This window comes from Mycobacterium sp. NGS49 (genome assembly GCF_059812565.1).
The window spans coordinates 1-231 of sequence record NZ_JCALCX010000130.1; the positions used below are offsets into that span (position 1 = coordinate 1).

A 231-nucleotide genomic window follows, 5' to 3' on the forward strand; every position below is an offset into this window, starting at 1 on the left:
CCCACACCCTGGCCGCCCTGCAACAGGGCGCGCTCTCGGAATGGCGGGCCACCCTGATCGTGCGGGAATCGGCCTGCCTGGACCTGCAGGACCGCCGCACCCTTGATCGCGAGTTGTGCGCCGAGGTGTCGGCGTTGAGCGGGTGCGGCGATCAGCGGATCATCGCCGCGGCCAAGACGATCGCCTACCGCCTCGACGCGCGGGCGGTGGTCGAGCGCGCCGCCAAAGCCG

1 pseudogene is annotated in these 231 nt (G+C 72.3%); it reads left to right on the plus strand.

The features are described 5' to 3' along the window. A pseudogene (locus AC5Y7D_RS31010) lies at positions 1-231 on the plus strand (HNH endonuclease); the annotation flags it as partial.